Raw genomic sequence first — 20424 nt, 5'->3', positions numbered from 1 at the left:
GGGTCAATGACCCGCATTTATATCCGATAAATATCGGCTTTAAAAGCGATCAAAGAGACCGTTTAGATATAAAAAGCTCGATCAAATCGATATGAATCGATTTGATCGAGCCATTCGCCCGCTGTTAGAGACCTTCAGCCAAGATCCTATCCACGCAATCGACGAAGTAATCCACACTGGCCCGCGTGGTGCACATCGGCGGCTTGATCTTGAGGATGTTCAAGTAATCGCCGGTTGGCTGCATGAAGATGCCCAGATCGCGCAGGCGATTGCACAGGGTCATGGTCTCTTCACTGGCCGGTTCCAGGGTGTCGCTATCGCGTACCAGTTCCAACCCCAGGTAGAAACCCGAACCATGGGCGGCGCCGGCCAGCGGATGTTTATCGACCAAAGCCTGCAGACGCGCCTTGAAGTAGGCGCCGACCTCACGGGTGTTCTGCCACAGGCCCTCGTCGTGCATCACGTCCAGCACTGCCAGGCCGATCCGGCAACTGACGGGGCTGCCGCCTGCGGAGGAGAAGAAGTAGCCCTCGGCTTCCAGCGCCTCGGCGATTTCACGGCGAGTGATCACCGCGCCCAGCGGCTGGCCGTTGCCCATGCCCTTGGCCATGGTGATGATGTCCGGGACCACGCCCTGCTCCTCGAAACCCCAGAAGTACTCGCCCAAGCGGCCGTAGCCGACCTGTACCTCATCGGCGATGCACACCCCGCCCCGGGCGCGCACCTTGGCGTAGGCATCGCGCAGATAGCCTGCCGGCAGCGAAATACCCCCGGCGTTGCCGTACACCGGCTCGCAGATCATGCCGGCCAGCTGGCGCCCGCGCGCGTCGAGGTCGGCAAGTTTGGCGTCGACGTCACGCAGGTAGTCGCCAGCGCTGTCCGGCCCGCGATAACGGCCACGGAAGGTGTTCGGCGCCTCGACCGGGTGGACCCAATCCGGCCGGGTTTCCAGCGCTTGCGGGTTATCGGCGATGGAGGTGGAAATAGCATCGGTGGCCACCGACCAGCCGTGATAGGCCTCCAGCACGCTGAGCAGGTCGCGCCCGCCGCTGTAGGCCCAGGCCAGGCGAATTGCCAGGTCGTTGGCCTCGGTGCCGCTGTTGACCAGAAACACCCGGTCAAAGCCAGGTGGCGCCATGGCCAGCAGGCGCTCGGAGAACTCGGCGATGGCCGCGTAGTGAAAGCGCGAGTTGGTATTGAGCAGCGACCACTGGCGCGCCGACTCTGCGGCCATGCGTGGGTGACCATGGCCGAGCACCGCCACGTTATTGAGCATGTCCAGGTACGAGCGGCCATGCATGTCGATCAGGTAGTTGCGCCAGCCCCGCTCGATATGCGGCGGCTGGGCATAGTAGTGCTTCTGCGAGCGAGCAAAGCTGGCGTCGCGACGGGCCAGCAGCGCTTGGGCGTCGGGCAATGGCTCGGCATCGCAGGCAAAGCCGAGCAAAGGCTGCGGCGACGGGCACAGGGCCAACCAGGCGGCGGCTGCGGACGGCTTGGCGAAGAACGGCGGCTGCAGCGCATGGTCGCGACACAGCTGCACACTCAAAAAGCCACAAGCCGTACCCAGCGTCTGCCCCTGGGTCACAGCCTGACCATCGGCCGGGGTGTCTTCCAGGCCCTTGAGCCACAGACTCCAATCGGCCGTGCGCAAGCGTCCACGACCCTCGCCAGTGCGCTGCCAGATGCCGTCCTGCGGGGCTTGCACCACACTGCCAGCTGGCACTTTCAACTCCACGCCGAGTGCGCAGGTGGCGGGCTCGTCCGGCCGATCGATATGGGTCTGCGACAAGCGATACTGGCCATGCAGGCTGCATGCAGCGCCGAGCTGCGCGGCCAGTACGGCCTGGTCAAAGCCGGCCTGCTCCCAGTTACCCGCCTCGCAATGCGGGCTGAGCACGCCAAGATCGACCTTGGTCACCGCCTGACCTGCCAACTCCGGCAGCAAAGGCGCGCAGCCAGATAGCTGCACGGGCGGCAACTGGCGACCAGCGGCTTGCACAATCGCCGCTTCCATCAGCGCCGCGGGCACAGCATTGGCGGTGTCGAAGATTTGCCATTCATGGGCGATGTTGTCGCGGGTGTACTGGTTGTCCGGATCGACCGCCAACTGCTGTTCACTGCTCAGCACCAACACCGCGGCGCGCATCCGTACCAGAGGCCAGAGGGCACGCAACTCTGCATCACTGAGCGGATTGACCGCCTGATAAGCGCTGACCGCTGGCAGGATGCGCAGCGGATCGCCCTCGGCATGGTGTAGCAACGCTGCACAGGTCACCGATAGATCGGCAATGCGCCAGGTACGCAGCAGGTCGCCGAAATCGATCACCCCTTGCAGCTGCCATTGGCGCTGAACGTCGCGGCTCCAGACCACGTTGTCGTCGGTGATATCCAGATGCACGGCCTGGGTCGGCAGTTGATCGACCAGGGTTGCCAAGGTTTGCCCGGCTTCACTCGCCACCCGTGCGACCTGCTCGCGGCGGGTTTCATCACGCAATACTGGCAGCAGATGCGCGATCAGTGCCTGGGCATGGCGCGGGTCCCACTGCAAGGTGCGCTCAAGCCCCGGATGGTCGAAGTGGGCCAGGGCCTGGTCGACCCGGGCACAGAGTGCGCCGAGCTCGGCCATCAGCCTGGCTGGCAGGTGCTTGAGGCGGGTCAACGGCTGGCCTTCGATGTAGTCGAGCAGGCGCACGCGCAGCGGTTGGCCTTCGCTGTCCAGCGCCAGCAAGGCTGAACCATTGCGCGCGGGACGCACCACCGGCACCGGCAAGCCCTGCTCACCCAGGTAGGCCAGGGCGGCATGCTGGGCCTGCAACTCGACCTCGGCATAGCTGCCATGGCACACCTTGAGCACGTAGCGCGCGTGACCGCTGTCGACACGGAAATTCAGGTCCTGCTGGCTACCCAATGATTGCAGGCTGCCCTCAAGGTCGTAGTGCGCCCTCAGCAAGGCATGCGCCTGGGCTTCGCTCAGCGAAGGACTGGGCTGGCTGGAACGTTGAATCAGGGTGCTGAGGGGCATGTGCAAGTGACCTCGGTTTTTTTGTCGCTTATATCGCCACTGCTGCGGGCGATATTCAAGAGGCGTGTGCGTAAAGACGACGGAGCACCTGAACCCGCACAATCCGCGAGCGCCCAAGGAAGGCCCCAAGTAGCGCATAATTGCCGCAGACTCTTCTGGCATGACTGGCGATGATGCAGATTTCCACCCCACCTCGACGCCCCCGCTGGCGCAGCCTGGCGATACTTGCCGTGTGCCTGGCACCGCTGCTCTGGCCGCTGCATCACCTGGCCGAGCGCTACTACCAGGACGAACTGGCCTCGCAGAATCGTCAGACCCTCGACCTCTACGTGGCCAACCTGCTAGGCACCCTGCACCGCTACGAGACCTTGCCGCAGATCCTCGGCGACCTGCCGGCGCTGCGCCAGGTGCTGGCCGATCCGTTCAAGCTGGAGGCGGTGACCAACGCCAACCGCCTGCTCAAGGGCATCACCCAGCAGACCGGCGCCGAGGTGATGTACCTGATGGACGTCAGCGGCAACACCCTGGCCGCCTCCAACTGGGACAAGCACGACAGCTTCCTGGGGCGTAATTTCGCCTTCCGTCCGTACTTCATCGAAGCGATGGAGGGCCGCCTGGGGCGCTTCTTCGGCCAGGGCACGACCTCGGCCAAGCGTGGCTACTTCTTCGCAGCCGCCGTGCATGATCGCGACAAGGTGATCGGCGTGCTGGTGGTGAAAGTCGACCTGGACCACACCGAAACGCTGTGGGGGCGCACCCCCGAACAACTGTTGCTGACCGACCAGAACGGCGTGGTGGTACTGACCTCGCGCCCCGACTGGCGCTTCCGTGCCACCCGCACCCTGACCGAAGCCGAACGGGCCGCCATGCTCGCCATCCAGCCTTATCCGACCCAGGCCCCACAGCCGCTGAACCTCAACCCGGATGCCTGGCTGATCCAGACCCGCGACATCAAGGAAACCGGTTGGCAGGTGAGCATCCTCGCGCCTCACATCCTCATCGATCGCTCGGTGCAGACGGTCATGGCCATCGGTGGCGGCGCGTTGTTGGTACTGATTCTGCTGACGGGCCTGGTGATGCAGCGGCGGCGCCACTACATCGACCGCATCGACTTCGAAGCCCGGGGCCGCCAGCAATTGGAAAAGCGCGTGGCCGAGCGTACGGCCGACCTTGAAGGGCTCAATACCCGGCTCAAGAGCGCCGTGCTGGAACGCGAAAATGCCCAGCAGGAGCTGGTGCGCGCCCAGGACGAACTGGTCCAGGCGGGCAAGCTGTCGGTGCTCGGCACCATGTCGGCAAGCATCAGTCACGAGCTCAACCAGCCGCTGGCGGCGATCCGCAGCTATGCCGAAAACGCGGAGATCCTGCTTGACCACGAGCGCACCGAGGATGCTCGCGGCAACCTCAAGCTGATCGGCGAGCTGACCGGACGCATGGCCTCGATCATCGCCCACCTACGCGCCTTCGCCCGCCGCGATCGCCATGCCCCCGAGAGCGTGGCCTTGCAGCCAGCCCTGGATGACGCCCTGGCCCTGCTGGCCAAGCGTCGCAGAGCGATGGCGGTGGAACTGATCCGCGACTTGCCCGATGCGCCGTTGTGGGTCCAGGCCGGCGAAACCCGCCTGCGCCAGGTGCTCGGCAACCTGCTGGCCAACGCCCTCGACGCGCTCACCGAAAAAGCCAACCCGCGCCGGCTGTGGCTGAGTGCCGAGCGGCGCGATGAGTACGTCTACCTGTACATTCGCGACAATGGCCCTGGCTTTACCCGCCAAGCCCTGGAGCACGCCAAAGAGCCGTTCTTCACCACCAAGACCCGTACCCAGGGCTTGGGCCTGGGGCTGGCCATCTGCGAAAGCCTGATGCGCACCCTGGGCGGCGAACTGCTGCTCGGCAACCACCCGGAAGGTGGCGCCCTGCTCACATTGCAGATGCGCGTCGCCAAGCCCGGCGCGACCTTGCCCACTTCGGAGGACCCCTCGGCATGATGTCCGAGACATTGATCGACAGCCGTACCCAGGTGATCCTGGTCGACGACGACCCGCACCTGCGCCAGGCGCTGGGCCAGACGCTGGACCTGGCTGGGCTCAAGGTGGTGACCCTGGCCGACGCCCAAGGCCTGGCCGAACGCATCGAGGCGGACTGGCCCGGCGTGGTGGTCAGCGATATCCGCATGCCCGGCATCGATGGCCTGCAACTGCTGGAACACCTGCGCGGGCGTGACCACGAGTTGCCGGTGTTGCTGATCACCGGTCACGGCGACGTGCCGCTGGCGGTGCAGGCGATGCGCGCGGGGGCCTATGACTTCCTGGAAAAACCCTTCGCCAGCGACGCCCTGCTCGACAGCGTGCGCCGCGCCCTGGCCCTGCGCCGGCTGGTGCTGGACAACCGCAGCCTGCGCCTGGCCTTGAGCGACCGCCACGAGCTGTCCACCCGCCTGGTCGGCCAGTCGCCGGCCATGCAGCGTCTGCGCGAGCAGATCGGTGCCCTGGCCGCGACCCGCGCCGACGTGCTGATCCTCGGCGAAACCGGCGCCGGCAAAGAGGTGGTGGCCCGTGCCCTGCACGACCTGTCCAGCCGCCGTGACGGCCCGTTCGTGGCGATCAACGCCGGCGCCCTGGCCGAATCGGTGGTCGAGAGCGAGCTGTTCGGCCATGAGCCCGGCGCCTTCACTGGCGCGCAGAAGCGCCGCATCGGCAAGTTCGAATTCGCCAACGGCGGCACCTTGTTCCTCGACGAGATCGAGAGCATGAGCCTGGACGTGCAGGTCAAGCTGCTGCGCCTGTTGCAGGAGCGGGTGGTCGAGCGCCTGGGTGGCAATCAGCTGATCCCGCTGGATATCCGCATCATCGCCGCGACCAAGGAAGACCTGCGCCAGGCTGCCGATCAAGGGCGTTTTCGCGCCGACTTGTACTACCGCCTGAATGTCGCCCCGCTGCGCATCCCGGCCCTGCGCGAGCGCGGCGACGACATTCTGGTGCTGTTCCAGCATTTCGCCGATGCCGCCAGCCAGCGCCACGGCCTGCCGCCGCACACCCTGCAACCGGCGCAACGCGCGGTGCTGCTGCGTCACGACTGGCCAGGCAACGTGCGTGAGCTGCAAAACGCCGCCGAACGTTTCGCCTTGGGCCTGGAGCTGGCGCTCGATGGTCAGGTGGCGGCTGCCCCGCAGGTGGCTGCGCCCGTGCTCAGCGGCAACCTCAGCGAACAGGTCGAGCAGTTCGAGCGCTCGCTGATCGCCGCTGAGCTGACCCAGCCACACAGCTCCATGCGCAGCCTCGCCGAAGCGCTGGGCATCCCCCGTAAAACCCTGCACGACAAACTGCGCAAGCACGGCCTGAGCTTTGCCGACAGCAATGGCAGCGGGCCTGACGACCACGAGGACAACCGCCCATGAGCAGCGACAGCCAATACCTGCAAGGGGTGTTGCACAGCGACATCCCGCTGACCCGCGAAATGGGCCTGCAAGTGCTCAGCTGGCAAGACCACTGCTTGCAGCTGCAACTGCCGCTGGAAGCCAACGTCAACCACAAGAGCACCATGTTTGGCGGCAGCCTGTACTGCGCGGCGGTGCTGGTGGGCTGGGGCTGGCTACACCTGCGCTTGCGCGAGGCCGGCATCGACGATGGGCATATCGTCATTCAGGAGGGGCAGATCAGTTATCCACTGCCGGTCACCGGCGCGGCGGTCGCCCGCTGCCAGGCGCCGGACGACAGCACCTGGCAGCGTTTCGTGACGATGTACCAGCGCCGTGGCCGCGCCCGCCTGACGCTGGCAACGGTGGTGAGCAACAGTGGCAGCGACGAGCCCGCGGTCAACTTCAGCGGGCAGTACGTGCTACATCGCTGAGGCGAGCTGGATCAACGCCTGGCGCCACTGCGCGGCGCTGGGCAGGGCGAGGAAGAACGGATTGAGCAACGATTCACGCGGTGGATAGCGAAACGGCTGGGCGTCCAGGCCGATCACCTCGCCGCCTGCTCCTTCCAGCACGCCCTGGGCGGCCGCGGTGTCCCACTGCGAGGTCGGTGCCAGGCGCGGATAGCAATCGGCGGCGCCTTCGGCCAGCAGGCAGAACTTCAGCGAGCTGCCGATATTGGCCAGTGCCAACTCGCCCAAGGCACCACTCAGGCCGGCAAGCAAGGCTTCCTGCTGAGGGCTGGAATGGCGGCGGCTGGCGACCACGGTGAACTGGCCATCGGCTGGCGGCGTGTTGCGCACCCGGATCCGTTCGGCGTGAGCGCCTCGATCAACGCGCCAGGCGCCCAGCTCACGACCGCCGAAGTAGCAGCGGCCATTGGTCGGCATCGCCACCACACCGAACACCACTTCACCGTTGTCGATCAGGGCGATGTTGACGGTGAACTCTTCACTGCCGGCGATGAATTCCTTGGTGCCATCCAACGGATCGACCAGCCACCAGCGGCTCCAGCTTTGCCGCTCGGCCAGGGAGATCTCACAATCTTCCTCGGACAGCACCGGGATCTCAGGCGCCAACGCTTGCAGACCGTCGGCGATGACCCGGTGAGCGGCCAAGTCAGCTGCGGTGACCGGTGAATCGTCGGCTTTGGCGGTGACCGCCACGTCTGCGCGCCAGTACGGCAAGATCGCCTCGCCGGCAACCAGGGCGAGCTTCACCACTTCGTGCATCAGCTGTTGGTCGTTCATGCGCTGAGCAGCCCGCGTTGAGTCAGCATGTCACGCACCAGGTACAGCGCTGCCAAGGCTCGACCTTCAGTGAATTGCGGATGCATGGCCAAGGCCGACAGCTCGCGCAAGTTGACCTTGTCGACCCGCATCGGCTCAGGCTCATCGCCTTCCAGGCGTTCTTCATAGAGGTCGGTGGCCAACACCACCTGGATCTTTTGGCTCATGTAGCCGGGCGAGAGCGACAACTCGGTCAGATGTTCCAGCTGGCGTGCGCCGAAACCGGCTTCTTCCTTGAGCTCACGGTTGGCTGCGGCCAGCACATCCTCGCCCGGTTCGATCAGGCCTTTGGGCAGCGACAGCTCATACTCGTCGGTGCCGCCGCAGTATTCTTCGACCAGCACCGCATGCTCGGCATCGAGCATCGCCACGATCATCACCGCGCCGTAGCCATTCCCCCGCCCGACCAGCCGTTCGTAGGTCCGCTCGGTGCCGTTGGAGAAGCGCAGCTGTACCGCTTCGACCCGGAACAGGCGGCTACTGGCGACGATTTCTCGGCTGAGGACGGTGGGTTTCTGGCGCATGGGGCGGCTCCTTGGCGTGAACGGGTTACTATACCGTGGCTTGCCGACTGATCGAGAGTTTCCCATGCCGCAAATTCAATGGTCCGATATCGATACCGTCCTGCTGGACATGGATGGCACCCTGCTCGACCTGCATTACGACAATCAATTCTGGCTGCAGCACCTGCCCCAGCGCTACGCCGAGCTGCATGGCGTGAGCCGGGCAATGGCGGAAATGGAGCTACAGCCGCTGTTCGAGCGTAATGCCGGTACGCTCAACTGGTACTGCCTGGACTTCTGGAGCCGCGAGCTGAAGTTACCGATTCGCCAATTGAAGCAGGAAATCGCTGAACTGATCGCCCTGCGACCGGACGCCGACACCTTCCTGGCCGGCCTGCGCAAGGCGGGCAAGCGGGTGGTGATGATCACCAATGCCCATCGCGATTCGCTGTCGCTGAAGCTGGAGCGCGTCGAGCTGGCGCCGTATTTCGAGCGGCTGATCAGCTCGCATGATTATGGCTATCCCAAGGAGAGCCCACAGTTCTGGGACGCATTGCAGGCGGATATCGGCTTTGAGCCTGCGCGCAGCCTCTTTATCGACGACACCCTGGCGATCCTGCGTAGCGCGCAGCGCTTTGGCGTGAGGCACCTGCTAGCGGTGCGCCAGCCGGACAGCAAGGCAGCGCCGCGTGATACCCAGGAGTTCGCGGCGGTTGAGGATTATCGGGAGTTGCTGGTGGGGATCGAGTAAGCGAAACAGACTTTCATGGATTGAACAGGATCCTGTGGGAGCGGGCTTGCCCGCGAACAAGGGCGCAGCCCTTGCCCGTACATAGCGCTTGATCGCACTGGCCTCTTCGCGGGTAAACCCGCTCCTACAGAACTGCTGGGCCCCGCGAAGGGGTTAAATCAATTGATGAATAGCCTTCAATCCGGAATCCGCAGCACCTGCCCCGGATAAATCTTGTCCGGATGCGACAGCAACGGCTTGTTGGCTTCGAAGATCTTCTGGTACTTGTTCGGGTCGCCATACACCCGTTTGGAAATAGCGCTCAGGGTGTCGCCCTTCTCGACCGTGACGAACTTCGCCGCCTGGGCAATCGGCCCGGTTACGGTGATCTGGTCATCGACGCTGGCCACACCACTGATGTTGCCCGCTGCGAGAATGATCTTTTCTTTCTCCTCCTGGCTGGCCACCTCGCCCTTGAGAATGATCTTGTCGCCCTCTACAGTGGCGGTGATGTTCGGATTACCCAGGCCGACCTTGCTTACATGCTCTTTGAGTTGCTCTTCGGCATTTGCATTGCCAGGGGTCAGCAGGTCGATCAACTTCTCGCCGGCTTCCTTGACGAAACTGAACAGGCTCATGACGCGCTCCTTGTTGATGAATCCTCGGAAGCACGAGTCTAGGCCAGGTTTGCCAACCTCGCCCTGCTGCGGCCCATCGACGCGCTCTATCAAGGCATAGACCCTAGCGATTAGACGGCGCCAGCCCACGGGCCTAGGCTTGTGCTGGTAAAAAGCTGCCAGTGATCCGCCCTGATGAACAGCAAACCTCCGGTCTGCTCGGCGTCCACGCCTTTGTCCCAGCCTGCCGCCAGCAATACCTACGACTATCTCCAGCTTAGCGATGACGCGCGCGCCAGCACGCCGCTCGCCGAGGAAGTCGCCTTGGCCATCGCCTATAACGGCCTCAATCAGGCCGTGATGCTGGTCAGCCCTACCGATATGGAAGACTTCGCGGTCGGCTTTAGCGTCGGCAGCGGGATCGTCGAGGGCACGGCGGAAATCTATGACATGAAGTTCTCAGGCTCAGGCTCGGCGTTGTATGCCGACCTGGAGATCTCCAGCCGCGCCTTCTGGAACCTGAAGAACCAGCGCCGCCAGTTGGCCGGCACCAGCGGCTGCGGCCTGTGCGGTGTCGAAGCCTTGGAGCAGGCGCTGCCAGAGCTCGACAAACTGCCTGGGGCACCGCTGCCACCCGCCCATTGGCTGAAGGACCTGCGGCAACGCATCGACCAATTCCAGCCGCTGGGCCAACACTGCGGCGCGGTGCACGCCGCGCTGTACATGGACAGCAACGGCGAGCTGTTGATGGGCCGTGAGGATATCGGCCGGCACAACGCCCTGGACAAGCTGATCGGCGCCCTGCTGCGCCAGCAGATCGATACCCGCGGCGGCCTGGCCATCGTTACCAGCCGCTGCAGCCTGGAGTTGATCCAGAAGGTCCTGCGCGCGGGCATTCAAACCCTGGTCAGCCTGTCGGCGCCCACCGGTCTTGCCCTGCAATGGGCGCGCAAGCACAACCTCAATCTTATTCACCTGCCTAAACACAGTGCACCACGGGTGTTCAGCCCTGTGGCGGAGTAGTCGTAGACGTGACCTCGCATCAGCAACTCCCACAAGAACAAATCACTCCCCGCTACAAGCCCTACCACGGCGCCGCCGGAGGCTGGGGCGCCTTGCGCAGCGTGGCCAAGGCCTGGGTCGCCAGCGACAACGCGCTGAAGAACATCCGCGCGCTGCTCAAGACCAACCAGAACGGCGGCTTCGACTGCCCGGGCTGCGCCTGGGGCGACTCGCCGGAAAGCGGCATGGTCAAGTTCTGCGAGAACGGCGCCAAGGCAGTCAACTGGGAAGCCACAAAGCGCCGCGTCGATGCGGCGTTCTTCGCCCGGCATAGCGTCACTTCGTTGCTCGAGCAGAGCGACTACTGGCTGGAGTACCAGGGCAGGCTCACCGAGCCGATGGTCTATGACCCAGCCAGCGACCGCTACCAGCCGATCGACTGGGACAGCGCGTTCGCCTTGATCGCCCGCCATCTGAACAACCTGGCCACCCCCGACCAAGCCGAGTTCTACACCTCCGGCCGGGCCAGCAATGAGGCGGCGTTCCTCTATCAGCTGTTCGTCCGCGCCTATGGCACCAACAACTTCCCTGACTGCTCGAACATGTGTCACGAGGCCAGTGGGGTCGCCTTGGGCCAGAGCGTCGGGGTCGGCAAAGGCACGGTGACGTTCGATGATTTCGAGCACGCCGACGCGATCTTCGTCTGGGGCCAGAACCCGGGTACCAACCACCCGCGGATGCTCGATCCGCTGCGCGATGCGGTAAAGCGCGGTGCCCAGGTGGTTTGCGTCAACCCGCTCAAGGAACGTGGCCTGGAGCGCTTCCAGCACCCGCAGAACCCGCTGGAGATGCTCACCAACAGCGACCGGCCGACCAACACCGCCTATTTCCGCCCAGCCCTGGGTGGCGACATGGCGCTGCTGCGCGGCATGGCCAAGTTCCTCTTGCAGTGGGAGCGCGAGGCCCAGGCCAAGGGTGAACCAGCGATTTTCGATCATGTGTTCATCGCTGAACATGGCCACGGCATCAATGAATACCTGGCCGTGGTCGATGCCACCCCCTGGGAGCAATTGCAGGCCCAATCTGGCCTGACCTTGGCCGAGATCGAACAAGCGGCGCGCATGTACTGCAAAGGCAAGCGGGTGATCATGTGCTGGGCGATGGGCATCACCCAGCACCGTCACTCGGTGCCGACCATCCAGGAAATCGTCAACCTGATGCTGCTGCGCGGCAACATTGGCCTGCCAGGTGCAGGTTTGTGCCCGGTGCGTGGCCACAGCAACGTGCAGGGCGACCGCACCATGGGCATCAACGAGCGGCCACCGGCATTGCTGCTCGATGCCCTGCAAAAGCGCTTCGACTTCGCCGTGCCGCGCCACAACGGCCACAACACGGTCGAGGCGATCCACGCCATGCTCGAAGGTCGAGCCAAGGTCTTCATCGGCCTGGGCGGTAACTTCGCCCAAGCCACCCCGGACAGCGAGCGTACGGCTCGCGCCCTGCGCAATTGCGAGCTGACCGTGCACATCAGCACCAAGCTCAACCGCAGCCATTTGGTCCATGGCAAGCAGGCACTGATCCTGCCATGCCTGGGGCGTACCGATATCGACCTGCAAGCCGAAGGCCCGCAAGCGGTGACGGTGGAAGATTCGTTCAGCATGGTGCATGCCTCCAATGGCCAGCTGCACCCACTGTCAAAACAGATGCGCTCGGAGCCTTCGGTGGTCGCCGGTATCGCTGCCGCCACGCTGGGCAAGCAGCCGGTCGACTGGAACTGGTTGGTAGCCGACTACGACCGCATTCGCGAGCTGATCGCCGACACCATTCCAGGCTTTGCCGATTTCAACCAACGCCTGCGCCATCCTGGTGGTTTCTACCTGGGCAACAGCGCTGGCAGCCGCCAATGGCAAACCGCGACCAAGCGAGCCAACTTCAAGGCCAACCTGTTGCCCGACAGCTTGCTCGACCCACGCGTGCGCGCCAGCGGCCAGCTACCAGACCTGATCATGCAATCGATGCGCTCGCATGATCAGTACAACACCACCATCTATGGCTTGGACGATCGCTATCGCGGCGTTAAAGCGCAGCGCGATGTGCTGTTCGTCAATGAGGCCGACATCATTCGCCTTGGCTTTGCGCCGGGGCAGAAGGTGGATATCGTCTCGCTGTGGGACGATGGGCTTGAACGTCGGGTGCAGGGCTTCACGCTGTTGGCCTATGACATCCCGGCAGGCCAGGCAGCGGCTTACTATCCAGAAGTGAACCCGCTGGTGCCGCTGGAGAGCATCGGCGACGGTAGCCATACACCGACCTCGAAATTCGTCGCCATCAAGCTTGAGCGTGCTGGCGATAGCGGGCGCATCATCTAAGACCGCGATAGGGTCAGAACATCCACCCGAAGCGGACCTGCCCTCAAACCTGCGAAAAAGCCAAAAAAAAGCCCTGTCCGCAATGGCCAGGGCTTTGTCTCAAGTAAACTATGACCGCCGAAAATCGAGAAAGTTTCACCGAAAAAACAGTAACTTAGAGAATTGTGTACAACTCGTGTTACTCGTCGGATTTCGATTGCCAGACGCCCTGCCGAGCCTCAAATTCGCCCTCGTCATCCCTATGAGGCTCTCTTGATGAAGAAGTACTCCTCGATTCTGTTGTTGTCTCTTGGCCTGCTCAGCGGCGTTGCCATGGCGGGCGGCACCACCGAAGCCGGTATTGGCGGCGCACTGGGTGGGGTACTCGGCTCAGTGGTCGGCCAGCAAATCGGTGGCAGCACCGGTGGCGCCATCGGCGCAGGCCTGGGCGGTGCGGCCGGTAGTGCGGTCGGTGCCGACAAACGCCAGCGCGGCGAAGCAGCAATCGGCGGCGCCCTGGGCGCGGCTGGCGGTAACGTACTCGGCCGCAGCGTCGGCGGCACCAACGGTAGCTACATCGGTGCAGCCGCTGGCGGCGGTGCAGGTGGCGCCCTGGGTAACTACATGGGCAACAAGGCCGATGAAGACGAGCGCCATGAACGCCGCTACCGCCGTGGCTACGACGACGACCGTCGTCACTACGACCGCGGCCACCACTACGGCCATCGCAAGAACAAGCACAAACGCCACTGGCGTCACTGATGCCTGACGGCTCAGGCGTGCAACCCTAAGCCAGGCACCTAAGGCCCCGCCCCTATCGGCGGGGCCTTTTCATTTGTCCCGCGCACAACAGGATTAAGGGTGGCCCCGATATGGAGGCAAGGTGCCACTAGCTATCATCCCTTATTGAATAATTACGCACAGGACGCGGGGAATGCGCACGATCATCGTCGATACCATAGGTCAGATCACGACCTGGGCCAGCTGAGCCATGCCCAGCCGCTCCCGCCCGCCACTGCTTGATCAAGCCAACTACCAACAGATCCGTCTACTGGTCGAACAGGCCAGCGGCGTGCACTTGGCCGATGACCGTCGCGCGGTGGTCGCGGCGCGCCTGCACAAGCGCCTGAAGCTGCATCAACTGTCCGACTTCGACGCCTACCTGGCGCTGCTAGGCAACGCTCAGGACGATAGCGAATACAGGCACTTGCTGAGCCTGCTGGTGCCCTGCGACAGTTATTTCTTCCGTGAGCACCGACACTTCGAGTTCCTCAACCATTGGCTGGCCGAGCTCGCTCACCCGCCCCGGCTGTGGAGCGCCGCCTGCGCGAGCGGCGAAGAAGCCTGGAGCCTGGCCATGGTGGCCGCCGAGCAGCACCCTGGCGCTGGCTGGCAGGTGCTTGCCAGTGATCGCGACGCAGCCTTGCTGGAGCAGGCGCGCGCGGGCATCTATGACGTCAGCCAGGCGCGCTATTTTCCCGAAGGCTGGCTGAGCCGGCATTGCCTGTGCGGTGTCGGCGAAATGGCCGGACGCCTGCGCATCGCCCCAGCTTTACGCGCGCAGGTGATGTTCGAGACGATCAACTTGATCGAGCCGTTTCCCACGCACCTGGGCCGCTTCGATGTGATCTTGCTGCGCAACCTGCTCTCAAGCTTTGCCCCCCGGTACAAGCTCGACGTGCTGCAGCGTGTGGTCGAGCATCTGACCCCAGGCGGTCTGTTGATGATCGGCCACAGCGAAAGCATCCACGACCTCGACCTACCCTTGCGGCCACTACTGCCCTCGGTGTTCGCGCGCCTATGATGAGCAGCACTGCCGCAGTGATCGGCAGACAGGGACTGAACGCGCCCCGTGCGGCTGGGCGCTTGTGGATCGAGCAGGCATGCCGCCCCTCTTCTCTTGCGAAACAGGCCCTGATCCATGCCTTGTCGAATACTGCTTGCCGATGACTCGCCGCTGTTCCGCGCAGGCCTGCGCGCCCTGCTCGAACAGAAAAAACAATATGCCGTGGTTGCCGATACCGGCGATGCGATGAACGCCGTGGCCCTGGCCGAAAAGCTCAAGCCGCACGTGGTCGTACTGGACATGAGTGGCGAGTTGGACGGCCAGCAGGCGCTGCAAGAACTGTTCATTCGCGCCCCCACCAGCCGCGTGCTGATGCTCTCGCCGCGCTCGGAACTGGAGCATGTGTTGAGCTGCCTACAGCTGGGCGCCCACGGCTTTTTGCTCAAGAACGCCACGGTGGCCGAGTTGGAGCAGGCGCTGCTGACCCTGCGCCAAGGCGGCCAGTACCTGTCTTCGAGCGTCTTGCCGATGGTCATCGGCCAGGCCCTCAGACATAGCCGCAAGCGGAGCACTGCCACCCTGTCTGCACCGCTAACCACCCGCCAGCTGGAAATCCTGCGACTAATCGCCCGTGGCGAAACCACCCGCTCGATAGCCGAAGGCCTGGGCCTGAGCGTGAAGACCGTAGAAGCTCATCGCTCCCAGATCATGCATCGCCTACAGATTCATGACGTCGCCGGCCTGGTGCTGTTTGCCGTGCGCGAGGGCATCATCCGCCTCAACGATTGAGCTGCAGGCCGGCGAGGATGATCTGAAGCGTTTCTGGCAGTGCCACCGGCTCGCCAGAGGCGCGTTCGACGAATACCTGCACCAGCGTACCTGCCGCACAGGCATCCGGCTCTCCGGGACGGAACAGCGCCAATCGGTACTCCACTGTGCTGCCACCCAGGCGGGTGACGCCCAGGCCCACTTCGAGTACGTCGGGGAAGGCAGGCAATGCGTAGAATTCTGCCGCCGAGCTGATCACAAAGCCGGCCAGCGCACCTTCGCGCAGGTCAAGCTCGGCCTGTTCGACGAGAAATGCCTGGATCGCGGTTTCGAAGAAGCCGTGCACCGTGGCACCGGCGATATGACCGTTGAGGTCGTTGTCTTGCGGGCGGGTGAGGATGGGGTGGAAATGGCTGAAGTCGGTGCGCTGGGGAGATTCGGTCATGGAATACCACAAATGTTGGTTACATGAGAGAGAAGCTTCCCACAAAGAGTTAGGAAGTCATATAGTCGCAATCAACTGTAGATTGCATAGCATGGTGCATCCCGATGAAACCGAGACATACACCCGTGCCGACCCATCAACTCGATCACGCCGACCTTAGGCGCATGGCTGAAACCGGACGTATCAATGGAACCCACATTGTGGGGCAGCCTGGCGGCTGGGCCATACAGGTCAATATCAACCATGACGAACATGTCCTGACGGCGCAACGAAGCGGCAACACCCGGCTGTTCAAGAAGCTTGAAACCTTGGTCAGCTACCTGCACGAACTAGGCATCGACCACTTCCAGGTGGATAGCTCGACCTACGACCCACTTCAAATGAGCACCTATCAACGACCTGATCGTGCATCGGCCCTGAAGCGTGCACATCAGGCCGCCGCATATGACGCCTGGTTTATCGAACAAGTCGAGGCAAGCCTGAACGACCCAACCCCTGCGATGGATGATGAACAAATAGAAAAAGAATTCGCCGCGCGCCGCCTCGCGTTGAAGGGTAAAACCCGTTGATGCATTTGCTTTGGCACACCAACGCTCAGAAAGACCGCTTGCGAATCATGGATGCCATCGCTGACGATAACCCTGACGCCGCCATTGCGTTAGACGAAGACTTCAGAGACAAGGCAAGAAGAGCAGCCCAGAACCCCCGCATTTATAAACAAGGTCGGTATCCAGGCACCCGGGAAATCGTGATTCGGCCAAACTACGTGATGGTCTACCGCATCTTGCAGGACAGCGTAGAGATCTTACGCATCATTCATGCGCGACGGCTGTGGCCATAAACCATGTCCCATGAACGAAAAAACCGCCCCAAAGGGCGGCTTTTTCATTCCAAGCTAGCTACAGCTTACAGCTGTGGGCCAGCCGCCTTGATGGCGTCGGAAACCTCGAACTTCTTGAAGTTCTCGATGAACAGCTTGGCCAGGCCTTTAGCTGCTTCGTCGTAGGCCGCCTTGTCTTCCCAGTTGGTGCGTGGGTTGAGCAGGTTGGTCTCGACGCCTGGAACAGCCTTAGGCACGTCCAGGTTGATGATGTCCAGGTGCTCGGTCTCGGTACCTACCAACGCGCCGCTCTGGATCGCTGCGATCACTGCACGGGTGGTCGGGATGCTGAAACGCTTGCCAACGCCGTAGCCACCGCCGGTCCAGCCGGTGTTGACCAGGTAGACCTTGGAGTTGAAGCCCTTGATGCGCTTGATCAGCAGCTCAGCGTATTCGCCAGCCGGACGCGGGAAGAACGGTGCGCCGAAGCAGGTGGAGAAGGTCGACTTGATGCCGCCGCCCGAACCCATTTCGGTCGAACCGACCAGCGCGGTGTAACCGGACAGGAAGTGGTAGGCCGCCTGCTCGTTGTTCAGGATCGACACTGGCGGCAGTACGCCGGTCAGGTCGCAGGTCAGGAAGATGACCGCATTCGGCTCGCCGCCCAGGTTGTGCTCGGAGCGCTTGGCAACGTGCTCCAGCGGGTAGGCGGCGCGGCTGTTCTGGGTCAGGCTGACATCGGTGTAGTCGGCGTGCTTGGCATCGTCGATAACGACGTTTTCCAGCACGGCGCCGTGCTTGATGGCTTTCCAGATGACCGGCTCGTTCTTCTCGGACAGGTCGATGCACTTGGCGTAGCAGCCGCCTTCGATGTTGAAGACAACGCCTTCGCCCCAACCGTGCTCGTCGTCACCGATCAGGTAACGGCTTTCGTCGGCCGACAGGGTGGTCTTGCCAGTACCGGACAGACCGAAGAACAGGGTGACATCGCCTGCTTCGCCGATGTTGGCAGCGCAGTGCATCGGCAGCACGTCGGCGGCCGGCAGCAAGAAGTTCTGCACCGAGAACATGGCTTTCTTCATTTCACCGGCGTAACGCATGCCAGCGATCAGCACCTTCTTCTGGGCGAAGTTGATGATCACGCAGCCGTCGGAGTTGGTGCCGTCACGCTCAGGCACGCACTCGAAGTTGGCCACGTTCAGCACCTGCCACTCATCACGACCCGCTGGGTTGTATTGGCCAGGGTTGATGAACAGGCAACGGCCGAACAAGTTCTGCCAGGCAGTCTGGGTGGTCATCTTGACCGGCAGGTAGTGATCTTCGGCAGCCCCTACGTGAACGTGGGAAACGAAGTGTTCCTGAGCGTTGTTGAACGCCTCGACGCGAGCCCACAGGGCATCGAACTTGTCGGCCGGGAACTTGCGGTTGATCGGGCCCCACGCAATTGCCGCAGTGGTGCTGGGTTCGTCGACGATGAAACGGTCAGCTGGCGAACGGCCGGTACGGTGACCGGTTTCCACGACCAGTGCGCCAGTATCGGCCAGCACGCCTTCACCGCGGGACAGCGCTTCTTTTACCAGCTCATCGACGCTCAGGTCGGTGTACACGGTGTTGTTGGCTTGCGTCATGAGATACCCCATCCGGCCCGAGGCCGAGTGCTCCAAACGTTTTGTAGTTGTCTGTTTCAAACTACTACAGCGAAAAAAGTGGCCGGATTATGCCAGAAACGCCCAAAAAAAGTAGGCCCCTCCTGTCAGAACTGCGGTTTATCGCATTTAGACAGGAGAATTCACTACGATTAAACGTTTTAGTGACGTGTTTCTGCTGCCCCGCCTGTGCCGCCACCGGCAAACAATTGCGCCACATCGGCGGCGTCGAACAGATAACGCTGATTGCAGAACTGGCAATCCACCTCGATCTGCCCGCCATGTTCGGCCACCAGCTGCTGGGCGTCGTCCTGGCCAAGACTGACCAGAGCATTGCCGGAACGTTCCCGAGAGCAGCTGCAACGGAACTGTAGCCGCTGGATATCGAACAGGCGCACAGCGTCTTCGTGATACAGACGGTGCAGCACGGTTTCGTTGTCCAGGCCCAGCAGCTCATCAGCTTTTACGGTGTTGGCCAAGGCCTTGACGTGGTTCCAGCTCTCGTCACGCTCGTCGCTGTCTTTGTGGCGATCAGCCGGCAGTTGCTGCACCAGCAAGCCACGGGCGCGAGTGCCGTCGGCGGTAAGGGAAATGCAGGTGTTGATCTGCTGGGACATGACGAAGTAATTGGTGAAGCACTCCGACAGGTCCTTGCCATGCAGGTCGACCATGCCCTGGTAACGCTGGCCGTTGATCGGGTCGATGGTCAGGGCGAGCACGCCTTCGGGCATCAAGTCTGCCAGGGTCGCATCATCTGCGATTTGGCTCGCCTCATAGCGCGCCAGGCCACGGATCTCGTGCTCGCTGGAGCATTCGATCATCAGCAGCGGCACCGGCCCTTCGGAGCGCGCCTGAAGAATCAGCAAGCCATCGAACTTGAGCGTGCCGACCAGCAGGGCAGCGGCGGCCATCAGCTCGCCAAGCAACTGCGCGACCGGCCGTGGGTAGGGATGCTTGGCCAGCACCTCGGCATAGCTGCGCTCCAGCCCGACCATTTCGCCGCGCACGTCGCGGTCGTCGAAGATGAAACGTTGGGTGAAATCGGTATCTGGAAAATCGCTCATAGGTTCTGGCTATCTGAAAATGATGTCAAAATGTTTACAGGCCTTACAAAAGGCCCGATGCAGGGCGCTCACGAGGCGCTCCATATCCTGTTGGTAATAGAGGTATCTTATGGACAATCGACCACTGTTCCAAGCGAAGTGGTCCTGGGGACCCTTGGCAGCCTGCACGCTGCTGCCCATCGCTCTACTGTGTTTCTGGTTATGGCCATTTGGCCAGATCCTGTGCCTGACTTTCGACGAGTGGCTGTTCCACAGCCTCAATGGGCCGCTGGCTGACAATAGCGCCTGGCGTTACATCTGGACCCTCGGCAGCCTGCGACCGTTCGACATCGTCGTCGGCCTGATCCTACTGACGCTGCTGATCCGTGGCGAATGGGTGTTCAAGGCCAGCCAAGTGCGCGAGGCATTTTTTGGCTTTTTGATCACGCTTATCCTCTTAGTGGTGATTCGCGCGCTGTTTTCCAAGTGGGTGGATGCATCGGGATGGCAACACGATAGTCCATCGATGGTGTTTGGCGATGCCATACGCCTGAGCGATTTCTACCCACACCTTGAAGCTCATTGGGAGCTTAAAGACCGTTCCAGCAAGAGTTTCCCCGGTGACCATGCCTCGGTGTTGCTGGTCTGGGCGCTGTTCATGAACCTGTTCAGTCGCCGTTTGCTGCAACGACTGGTGATCTGGGGGCTGGCGGGCGTGTTCATGCTGCCGCGCCTGGTGGCCGGTGCGCATTGGGGGCAGGACGACTACATCGGCGGATTGCTGATGGCGGTGCTGGCGTTGGGCTGGAGCTGTTATACGCCGTTGGCGGCTAAAGGCAGCGCGGCGCTGCTGCGCTGGACTGCGCCATTGTTCGGTGTGGTTGAGCGATTGCCGTGGGTCGGCAGGTTGGCTGTGGTGCGCGGCGCCTGATCGATTGTGGGGCCGCTTTGCGGCCCTTCGCGGGCAAGCCCGCTCCCACAATGACAGCG

At 62.7% G+C, this 20424-nt stretch carries 19 protein-coding genes; 12 read left to right on the top strand and 7 right to left on the bottom strand.

Translation table 11 applies throughout. The features are described 5' to 3' along the window. Nucleotides 1-124: 124 nt before the first annotated feature. Nucleotides 125-3025, bottom strand: a complete 2901-nt coding sequence (locus AAZU54_RS06090) for an aminotransferase (RefSeq protein WP_434726824.1) — start codon at nt 3023-3025, stop codon at nt 125-127. A 170-nt stretch (nt 3026-3195) separates the two neighbouring features. Here AAZU54_RS06090 and AAZU54_RS06085 point away from each other — a divergent pair, with 170 nt between their 5' ends. From AAZU54_RS06085 to AAZU54_RS06075, 3 genes are read left to right on the top strand one after another with little or no spacing between them, the layout of a single operon-like run. Further along, nucleotides 3196-5010 (top strand): sensor histidine kinase, encoded by a 1815-nt coding sequence (locus tag AAZU54_RS06085; RefSeq protein WP_434726823.1) that lies wholly within the window; start codon nt 3196-3198, stop codon nt 5008-5010. Beyond that, on the top strand, nt 5007-6419 hold the full coding sequence (locus AAZU54_RS06080; protein ID WP_405129005.1) for a sigma-54-dependent transcriptional regulator: 1413 nt from the start codon (nt 5007-5009) through the stop codon (nt 6417-6419). The genes AAZU54_RS06085 and AAZU54_RS06080 overlap by 4 nt, the downstream gene beginning before the upstream one ends. Beyond that, nucleotides 6416-6871, top strand: a complete 456-nt coding sequence (locus AAZU54_RS06075; RefSeq protein ID WP_186552851.1) for a YiiD C-terminal domain-containing protein — start codon at nt 6416-6418, stop codon at nt 6869-6871. Before AAZU54_RS06080 ends, AAZU54_RS06075 begins: the two co-directional genes overlap by 4 nt. On the opposite strand, the gene cysQ is transcribed toward AAZU54_RS06075, so the two are convergent. Then, entirely contained in the window at nt 6860-7687 is an 828-nt protein-coding gene (cysQ, locus tag AAZU54_RS06070) for a 3'(2'),5'-bisphosphate nucleotidase CysQ (RefSeq protein WP_186552852.1), read from the bottom strand. The two genes, AAZU54_RS06075 and cysQ, sit on opposite strands and share 12 nt — an antisense overlap. Further along, complete coding sequence (nudE, locus tag AAZU54_RS06065; RefSeq protein WP_186552853.1) at nt 7684-8250, bottom strand: ADP compounds hydrolase NudE; 567 nt, start codon at nt 8248-8250, stop codon at nt 7684-7686. The genes cysQ and nudE overlap by 4 nt, the downstream gene beginning before the upstream one ends. A 64-nt stretch (nt 8251-8314) precedes the next feature. Here nudE and yrfG point away from each other — a divergent pair, with 64 nt between their 5' ends. After that, nucleotides 8315-8980 carry a GMP/IMP nucleotidase gene (yrfG, locus tag AAZU54_RS06060; RefSeq protein WP_186552854.1) on the top strand — a complete coding sequence of 222 codons (666 nt, stop codon included), beginning with the start codon at nt 8315-8317 and terminating at the stop codon, nt 8978-8980. Between the two features lie 176 nt (nt 8981-9156). On the opposite strand, the gene lysM is transcribed toward yrfG, so the two are convergent. Further along, entirely contained in the window at nt 9157-9597 is a 441-nt protein-coding gene (gene lysM / locus AAZU54_RS06055) for a peptidoglycan-binding protein LysM (protein ID WP_186552855.1), read from the bottom strand. Between the two features lie 174 nt (nt 9598-9771). On the opposite strand from lysM, the gene fdhD reads away from it, so the two are divergent. The 5 genes from fdhD (at nt 9772) to AAZU54_RS06030 (ending at nt 15501) form a co-directional block, all read left to right on the top strand. Continuing rightward, a complete protein-coding gene (gene fdhD / locus AAZU54_RS06050) occupies nt 9772-10599 on the top strand; it encodes a formate dehydrogenase accessory sulfurtransferase FdhD (protein WP_434726822.1) in 828 nt (275 codons plus the stop codon). An 8-nt stretch (nt 10600-10607) separates the two neighbouring features. Beyond that, nucleotides 10608-12947, top strand: coding sequence for an FdhF/YdeP family oxidoreductase (locus tag AAZU54_RS06045; protein WP_405129003.1), 2340 nt, complete (start codon nt 10608-10610; stop codon nt 12945-12947). Between the two features lie 255 nt (nt 12948-13202). Beyond that, complete coding sequence (locus tag AAZU54_RS06040; RefSeq protein ID WP_186552858.1) at nt 13203-13688, top strand: glycine zipper domain-containing protein; 486 nt, start codon at nt 13203-13205, stop codon at nt 13686-13688. A gap of 229 nt (nt 13689-13917) precedes the next feature. After that, complete coding sequence (locus AAZU54_RS06035; RefSeq protein WP_186552859.1) at nt 13918-14730, top strand: CheR family methyltransferase; 813 nt, start codon at nt 13918-13920, stop codon at nt 14728-14730. 117 nt (nt 14731-14847) lie between these two features. After that, nucleotides 14848-15501: a response regulator gene (locus tag AAZU54_RS06030; protein WP_434726821.1), complete on the top strand. Its 654-nt coding sequence runs from the start codon at nt 14848-14850 to the stop codon at nt 15499-15501. Here AAZU54_RS06030 and AAZU54_RS06025 read toward each other — a convergent pair. After that, a complete protein-coding gene (locus AAZU54_RS06025; RefSeq protein ID WP_186552861.1) occupies nt 15491-15925 on the bottom strand; it encodes an acyl-CoA thioesterase in 435 nt (144 codons plus the stop codon). The two genes, AAZU54_RS06030 and AAZU54_RS06025, sit on opposite strands and share 11 nt — an antisense overlap. A gap of 104 nt (nt 15926-16029) precedes the next feature. Here AAZU54_RS06025 and AAZU54_RS06020 point away from each other — a divergent pair, with 104 nt between their 5' ends. After that, complete coding sequence (locus AAZU54_RS06020; protein WP_189661656.1) at nt 16030-16494, top strand: hypothetical protein; 465 nt, start codon at nt 16030-16032, stop codon at nt 16492-16494. Continuing rightward, nucleotides 16494-16766 carry a type II toxin-antitoxin system RelE/ParE family toxin gene (locus tag AAZU54_RS06015; RefSeq protein WP_186553222.1) on the top strand — a complete coding sequence of 91 codons (273 nt, stop codon included), beginning with the start codon at nt 16494-16496 and terminating at the stop codon, nt 16764-16766. Before AAZU54_RS06020 ends, AAZU54_RS06015 begins: the two co-directional genes overlap by 1 nt. Before the next feature lie 65 nt (nt 16767-16831). Here the strand turns inward: AAZU54_RS06015 and AAZU54_RS06010 are convergent, their stop codons facing one another. Continuing rightward, a complete protein-coding gene (locus AAZU54_RS06010) occupies nt 16832-18373 on the bottom strand; it encodes a phosphoenolpyruvate carboxykinase (protein WP_434726820.1) in 1542 nt (513 codons plus the stop codon). Nucleotides 18374-18552: 179 nt separating this feature from the next. Further along, nucleotides 18553-19455: an Hsp33 family molecular chaperone HslO gene (hslO, locus tag AAZU54_RS06005; protein ID WP_434726819.1), complete on the bottom strand. Its 903-nt coding sequence runs from the start codon at nt 19453-19455 to the stop codon at nt 18553-18555. 109 nt (nt 19456-19564) lie between these two features. Here hslO and AAZU54_RS06000 point away from each other — a divergent pair, with 109 nt between their 5' ends. Next, nucleotides 19565-20365, top strand: a complete 801-nt coding sequence (locus AAZU54_RS06000) for a phosphatase PAP2 family protein (protein WP_186552864.1) — start codon at nt 19565-19567, stop codon at nt 20363-20365. Nucleotides 20366-20424 lie beyond the last annotated feature (59 nt).

Source organism: Pseudomonas sp. Je.1.5.c (assembly GCF_051129895.1).
Taxonomy (GTDB): Bacteria; Pseudomonadota; Gammaproteobacteria; order Pseudomonadales; family Pseudomonadaceae; genus Aquipseudomonas; species Aquipseudomonas urmiensis.
This window is presented reverse-complemented; position numbering and strand designations above follow the sequence as displayed.

Bases quoted from the DNA above. Each gene is read 5' to 3' on its own strand.
- AAZU54_RS06085 (WP_434726823.1), top strand. From the start codon at position 3,196: ATGATGCAGATTTCCACCCCACCTCGACGCCCCCGCTGGCGCAGCCTG.
- hslO (WP_434726819.1), bottom strand. From the start codon at position 19,455: ATGAGCGATTTTCCAGATACCGATTTCACCCAACGTTTCATCTTCGAC.
- AAZU54_RS06015 (WP_186553222.1), top strand. From the start codon at position 16,494: ATGCATTTGCTTTGGCACACCAACGCTCAGAAAGACCGCTTGCGAATC.
- AAZU54_RS06025 (WP_186552861.1), bottom strand. From the start codon at position 15,925: ATGACCGAATCTCCCCAGCGCACCGACTTCAGCCATTTCCACCCCATC.
- AAZU54_RS06010 (WP_434726820.1), bottom strand. From the start codon at position 18,373: ATGACGCAAGCCAACAACACCGTGTACACCGACCTGAGCGTCGATGAG.
- AAZU54_RS06030 (WP_434726821.1), top strand. From the start codon at position 14,848: ATGCCTTGTCGAATACTGCTTGCCGATGACTCGCCGCTGTTCCGCGCA.
- lysM (WP_186552855.1), bottom strand. From the start codon at position 9,597: ATGAGCCTGTTCAGTTTCGTCAAGGAAGCCGGCGAGAAGTTGATCGAC.
- AAZU54_RS06080 (WP_405129005.1), top strand. From the start codon at position 5,007: ATGATGTCCGAGACATTGATCGACAGCCGTACCCAGGTGATCCTGGTC.
- AAZU54_RS06020 (WP_189661656.1), top strand. From the start codon at position 16,030: ATGAAACCGAGACATACACCCGTGCCGACCCATCAACTCGATCACGCC.
- cysQ (WP_186552852.1), bottom strand. From the start codon at position 7,687: ATGAACGACCAACAGCTGATGCACGAAGTGGTGAAGCTCGCCCTGGTT.
- AAZU54_RS06040 (WP_186552858.1), top strand. From the start codon at position 13,203: ATGAAGAAGTACTCCTCGATTCTGTTGTTGTCTCTTGGCCTGCTCAGC.
- AAZU54_RS06000 (WP_186552864.1), top strand. From the start codon at position 19,565: ATGGACAATCGACCACTGTTCCAAGCGAAGTGGTCCTGGGGACCCTTG.
- nudE (WP_186552853.1), bottom strand. From the start codon at position 8,250: ATGCGCCAGAAACCCACCGTCCTCAGCCGAGAAATCGTCGCCAGTAGC.
- fdhD (WP_434726822.1), top strand. From the start codon at position 9,772: ATGAACAGCAAACCTCCGGTCTGCTCGGCGTCCACGCCTTTGTCCCAG.
- AAZU54_RS06090 (WP_434726824.1), bottom strand. From the start codon at position 3,025: ATGCCCCTCAGCACCCTGATTCAACGTTCCAGCCAGCCCAGTCCTTCG.
- AAZU54_RS06035 (WP_186552859.1), top strand. From the start codon at position 13,918: ATGCCCAGCCGCTCCCGCCCGCCACTGCTTGATCAAGCCAACTACCAA.
- AAZU54_RS06075 (WP_186552851.1), top strand. From the start codon at position 6,416: ATGAGCAGCGACAGCCAATACCTGCAAGGGGTGTTGCACAGCGACATC.
- yrfG (WP_186552854.1), top strand. From the start codon at position 8,315: ATGCCGCAAATTCAATGGTCCGATATCGATACCGTCCTGCTGGACATG.